Genomic DNA, 6,137 nt, shown 5'->3' with positions numbered 1-6,137 from the left:
TTAAAGTTTTCGATAACTTGTATATGATGATTTTCCTTTTCGGAAAGTTCGATCATGGCTTTTTCTAAGCTTTCAATCTCCACTTTATATTTATTTTCTTGTTGAGGTACAATGCTAATCGTTTGATTTAATTGATCGATTTCTTGTTGATGATAGTTCTCTTTTTCCTTTAAATCTATAATCATCTGTTCTAAATTTGCAATTTCCACCTTATATTGACTTTGCTGTTCCGATAGTTGGCCGATCATTTGAGTATAATTTTCATTTTCCTGTTTAAAGTTGCCGATAACTTGTTTCTGCTGCTCTTCCTTTTCGGAAAGTTCGATCATGGCTTTTTCTAAACGTTCAATCTCAGCTTTATATTTATTTTCTTGTTGAGAAACAACGCTAATCGTTTGATTTAACTGATCGATTTCTTTCTGATGGTCGTTCTCTTTTTCCCTTAGATCGTTAATCATCTGTTCCAAATTCTCAATGTTCACTTTATATTGACTTTCCTGTTCGGATAGGTGGCCGATTATTTGAGTATAATTTTCAATTTTATGTTTAAAGTTTTCGATAATTTGTTTATGATGATTTTCCTTTTCGGAAAGTTCGATCATGGATTTTTCTAAATTTTCAATCTCAACTATATATTTATTTTCTTGTTGGGAAACAACGCTAATCGTTTGATTTAACTGGTCGATTTCTTGTTGATGGTAGTTCTCTTTTTCCTTTAGATCGGAAATCATCTGTTCTAAATTTGCAATGTCCACCTTATATTCATTTTTCTGTTCCGATAGTTGATCGATCATTTGAGTATAATTTTCATTTTCCTGTTTAAAGTTGTCGATAACTTGTTCCTGCTGCTCTTCCTTTTTGGAAAGTTCGATCATAGATTTCTCTAATTTTTCAATCTCGGCTTTATAATTATTTTTTTGTTGGGTTACAACGCTAATCGTTTCATTTAACTGATCGATTTCTTGTTGATGGTCGTTTTCTTCTTCCTTTAGTTCGGAGATCATCTGTTCCAAATTCTCAATATTCACTTTATATCGACTTTCCTGTTCGGATAGGCGGTCGATCGTTTGCGTATAATTTTCAATGTCATGTTTAAAGCTTTCGATAATCTGTTTATGATGCTTTTCCTTCTCGGAAAGTTCGATCATGGATTTCTCTAATTTTTCAATCTCAGCTTGATATTTATTTTCTTGTTGGGATACAACGCTAATTGTTTGATTTAAATGATTGATTTCTTGTTGATGGTCGTTTTCTTTTTCCTTTAGATCGGAAATCATCTGGTTTAAATTTGTAATGTCCAACTTATATCGATTTTCCTGTTCGGATAGGTGGCCGATAGTTTGAGTATAATTTTCCATTTCCTGTTTAAAGTTTTCGATAACTTGTTTCTGCTGCTCTTCCTTTTCGGAAAGCTCGATCATGGCTTTTTCTAAACTTGCAATGTCCGCCTTATATTGACTTTCCTGTTCGGATAAATGGCCGATAGTTTGAGTGTGATTTTCCATTTCCTGTTTAAAGTTTTCGATAACTTGTTTCTGTTGCTCTTCCTTTTCGGAAAGCTCGATCATGGCTTTTTCTAAATTTTCAATGTCTGCCTTATATTGACTTTCCTGTTCGGATAGGTGGTCAATCATTTGTGTATAATTTTCAATTTCAAGTTTAAAGTTTTCGATAATTTGTTTCTGTTGATCTTCCTTTTCGGAAAGCTCGATCATGGCTTTTTCTAAACTTGCAATGTCCGCCTTATATTGACTTTCCTGTTCAGATAAGTGGCCAATCTTTGAAATGTAATGATCAATTTCATGTTTATATTTGTTTATCTCTTTTTTATGTTGCCCTTCCTTATCTGAAAGTGCTTTCTCTAAGTGATTAATCTCCACTTTATATTGCTTTTCTTGATCGGATAAATGATCAATGGTTTTAGTAAGCTGATTCATTTCATTTTTATATTTCATTTCTTTTTCGTTGAGAGATTGAATGGTTCCTTTTAATTCTTGAATTTCATTTTTGAAAATATTTTGCTCGTGAAAATAAAACATAACTTTTTCAATTAATTTCTCAATCTCTAAATTTATGCTTTGTACATCTAAATTAGTTATTTTTTTATTTACTGGAGCAAGAAGTGATTTCACCTCTGTAAGCCCATCCGCCATTTTTTGAAAACCATCATGGCTTTTTAATTGCTCATTTTTAACATATTGTTTTTGAGCAGACTCATAATCTTTAACTTTCTTTTGAAGAGAAGCAATTTCACTTTGTAATAATTTATTCTTATCTCCAAGAGTTTTTATGTCATTATTTTTCTTTTCGTCTTTTGTTTTGGTTTCTTTAAAGTACTGTAGTTCAGCCTTATATTTCTTAATTTCTTCTTCCAATTTCTGAACCTTGGTTTCTGCACTCTTCCTTTCATGTTCCTTCCGATTGATTAGTTCTTGATATGTTCTTTGTTCATTTACCATTTCTTCATTGTGTTTTATTAGTTTTCTTATTTTCTTTTTACTATAATCTACTTCGTATTCATTAACTTTTGATTTGTATAGGGAAAGTTCAGATCTAAGGTGAATGATCATTTGCTGAAGTTGAACTGGAGTTATTTTATTCAATTTACTTTTTTGAATTTCATTGCCTTTTTCATCATCTGTGTACAAAATAACCACTCCTTATTTTTGATCACATGTGAACAGGCGGCAATCTCCGGCCAGTACTAATAAGGAATCAATTAGACAGGGTGAGATTGAGCGACTGTAAATGACCAAGAAGTTTTTATGCGGAGATGTTTATCAAGATTTTTATGGGTGTGGAGTACCGTTCGTGAGAGTGTTGGTGTTGCTTCATGATTAGGAACACAGCGACATCCAAATCATTGAAGGGGGTATGGTAGACAAAAGAAAATTCCTCCTCATAAAATGATCATCTTGACCGTAAAATCTTTGTTTTCAATTTTTTATTATTCATGCGACTGGTTTTAATCAAATACTGATCCCTTTATAAATGATTCCATAATAGTTATATGTACCGTATTCAAATTGGTGATTATATTTATCCGCTTTTTGAATCCCTCATTAAATCCTTAAGAATTTAAGTGGATGAAGCACTACATTTCCTTTTAATATTGTATACACAAATTTACACAAGGAATTAGAGTCTGCTGAGTGCATTCTTTATCATTTCTTCATTCCTCTTACATATTATAAATATTGGGTGATATAAGGGGTGTGGGAAATGGGCCGTACGGTATTAATTAAATGGTAAAGCTGCTACCAGGATTAACAAGAAGGGGGATACATAAATGGATATTAAAGTAGAAGTTGGAGATAAAAGGGCAGGAACCATCCCCTATGAGTCTCTCCCGGCATTTACTTATCTTTTCAGGGAATTGGGTTTTGATGTGCAGCCAGACACTGAAAATCAGAAAGTACAATTAAGTTCTGCATTGCATGGAAAAAGAATTGTCATTTCTTCCGACTATGATGTTAAATATAACACCTTTAGAAAGCACCTTCTTGAAAGGAAGGTGCTGGAGTATATTCAAACATTCATGTCTGCATGCGGGGCAAAGGTGATACTTAGAGATGAAAAGAAGGAATCTGAAGGGGCTGATCTTCATGTATGCTTTTCACTCTTTGAAATTCCAGGAATAAAAGAGCCCATTCTTGAATTAATCCACAATTCGAAATCAGCTAATAAAAAGGTATTGGATATTTTTCATTATGAATGTACAAGAACTGGAACAAAATTTAAATCTAATGAGGTGGTCAGAAGCTCAAGTAATCCTTTTATTAATATACAGATTATGTATCCTGTTATTACGGATGAAGATTTTTGGAAAAAACTTGGTGAGAAATATGCGATGTCCATAACAATAGGAATATTGGCTAGATTTCACGAAAGTTCGCCTCTATCTGCTTTGTCATTAGTTCCAATTGAAATATTCTCAAACATGTTTCTTCATTCTGAAAAAACTGGGGTGAATTTAGAGCCTGCCATGCAAAAAGTAAAAAGGTTACCAGAAAAGAAAAAGTTCTTATTAAAGAAACCAGCTATTACTAAAAGAAAAGAAGCAGAAGTGTTTTTAGATTATCATATTTTTATTGAAGAACTTGAAGAACGTAACAAAATCAAGCTTATTGGAGATCTTCATATTAAAAATATAGGTACGGAAGTTTTGCGGAATCCCGTTATCTGTCTCCGTTCCAGCCCTTCAGAAAGTATAAAAATATCTGGGCAAATATTGCCGCCCAATGTTGCCGAAACTTTAGGGGTCATGAAAAATGAAGAAACAAAAGGGTGGAAATATATGAATGAGGAATGGTTTGAAGAAATGGAGAAGGGTGAAACCTGGATATGTCCAATTCAATCTAAAAATATAAACCCAAGGCAAACAGAATCTTTAACTAACTTACAAATAAGCGTCCTTCAACCTGAAGAAAACAGCAATATTCGTGTAGAGGCTTTTGTGTTTTTTAAAGAACAAGATCTGGAAATCAGTTCAAGCAATCAAATTTCCTTATTATTAACGAAGAAACAATAAGATAATAAATTTAATGGCATAGAAAACTGGGGGTGGGAGTGGGTGATTGAAGGAAATTATCACTTTGAGAAATACATATTAGATAATAGGAAAGTGATAAGATTGTTGGACCAAGCGATAAAACAGAATAGAGGCTTTTCTCTTGCCCGTTTTGGAATCGGTGAAATAAGCTATTTAAGCTATCCAGCCAATGGATTACTTGTACAGGAATTTAAACGGTATGAATCTTATGCGGGTGTATCACATGCACCAGAGTTAATCAGGAGGGAATTGGTCAGGGCATTGCGGGATACTGATATTGCTGGTTTGATAGCTCCTTGGAGACTTGACCCTTGGGCAAAACAAACTAGAACTGTACTTGAACAACTGAAGTTCATGCCTACGAAATCCTGTTGTGCTTGGATCATGCAGAGCCTCTTGGACGAGGGGACATTATGGCCATGGCTGAGTGATAAGAAGGTATTTCTTGTTGGACGCCGTTCAAAAGAAGCAGAAATCGTTTTTAGAGAACAAGGCATACAAATTACTGGCAGTATAGGTTTAAATGGGTATGACGAGTTAATTAGAGTGCAAAATGAGCTCCAGTCTAATCAGGAATGGGATATAGCGTTAATTTCCGCTGGGATCCCGGCAACCATTTTAGCTCCAAGAATTGCAAAATCGACCCAGAAGGTTGCCATTGATTTCGGGCATGCACTTGATATGATTCTTGATGGAGAAGAATATAAACTTTCCGTCTTAGTAAAAAAGTGGAATGATCAGTTTTCCTAAATAGGAAAACAAAAATTAATGTAACATTGTAGGGAAAAAAATAATACTCGCAAATTCAACCTTGAATTCATAGGAAGAGGTGCGAGTATCTTATTCACTAAATTCAGTTTACGAATTTTAATTGTATCGGAAAGACTTTTTTTCCTGTTAGTTGAAAACATTTTAATTCAGGGGTAGAGCTTGCAAACGAAATAATAAGGTGACCTACCTCTGGGTAGTTATTTAAAGTAATATCTCCTTCTGACGGATAAGCACTATCTGTTGGGTGGGAATGGTAGATACCGATAAAATCTTCATTCCTCCTATCGATAAGTTCGAATACATGACGAATTTGATTTAAATCCATCGAAAAGGAAAAGGAGCTCCTATTTACATTCTCCATTGGCCAAATTGTTTCTGCAATCCCATTTCCCCCTGAAAGCAGTCCACAGGCTTCATAAGGAAGTTCTCGTTTGCAATGAGAAATCAATTTTTGCCTAACATGATTGGTCATGTAAAAAGTACCGAATGTTAAACCTGGATCATTTGTTTTTTCCACAGCAACCTTTTGCCCGTACTGGCCGAACCTGGAGGGCTGAGGGAGTGATTTGTTGATGTTGTTGGGCGGGCTGCGGGTTAGGCATTCCTAATTTTCTTCTAACTTTACGTCTTAGCTTATCAGATGCCATTTTTTTCTCTCCTTTTATAGGTATGCTCTATAAATATGAAAACATGAATCTTTATGTAACCTAATAATTAATAAATGGGTCGCCTAAAATGTGGGGTGCATTTACTAAGTATTGAAGTGAATGATGGAATTAGACTTACCCAAAAAAAAAACCGAGAGATAAGATCC

Annotated in this window: 4 protein-coding genes; 2 read left to right on the top strand and 2 right to left on the bottom strand. The window is 34.2% G+C overall.

The annotated features are described in order from the left end of the window. Nucleotides 1-2,648: hypothetical protein (locus J7I96_RS17515; protein ID WP_215048094.1), on the bottom strand; the 2,648-nt coding region annotated here is incomplete at its 3' end. Nucleotides 2,649-3,559: 911 nt separating this feature from the next. Between J7I96_RS17515 and J7I96_RS17510 the strand changes: the two genes are divergently transcribed. After that, on the top strand, nt 3,560-4,531 hold the full coding sequence (locus tag J7I96_RS17510; protein WP_214923053.1) for a hypothetical protein: 972 nt from the start codon (nt 3,560-3,562) through the stop codon (nt 4,529-4,531). A gap of 42 nt (nt 4,532-4,573) precedes the next feature. Next, nucleotides 4,574-5,302, top strand: coding sequence for a GT-D fold domain-containing protein (locus tag J7I96_RS17505; RefSeq protein WP_214772759.1), 729 nt, complete (start codon nt 4,574-4,576; stop codon nt 5,300-5,302). A 103-nt stretch (nt 5,303-5,405) separates the two neighbouring features. On the opposite strand, the gene J7I96_RS17500 is transcribed toward J7I96_RS17505, so the two are convergent. After that, a complete protein-coding gene (locus J7I96_RS17500; protein WP_311315191.1) occupies nt 5,406-5,840 on the bottom strand; it encodes a M67 family metallopeptidase in 435 nt (144 codons plus the stop codon). Nucleotides 5,841-6,137: the final 297 nt, after the last annotated feature.

Source organism: Bacillus sp. ISL-78 (assembly GCF_018613455.1).
Lineage (GTDB): Bacteria > Bacillota > Bacilli > Bacillales > DSM-1321 > Peribacillus > Peribacillus frigoritolerans.
Note: the sequence above shows the minus strand (reverse complement) of the source record. Positions and strands in the feature narration are given on the sequence as shown.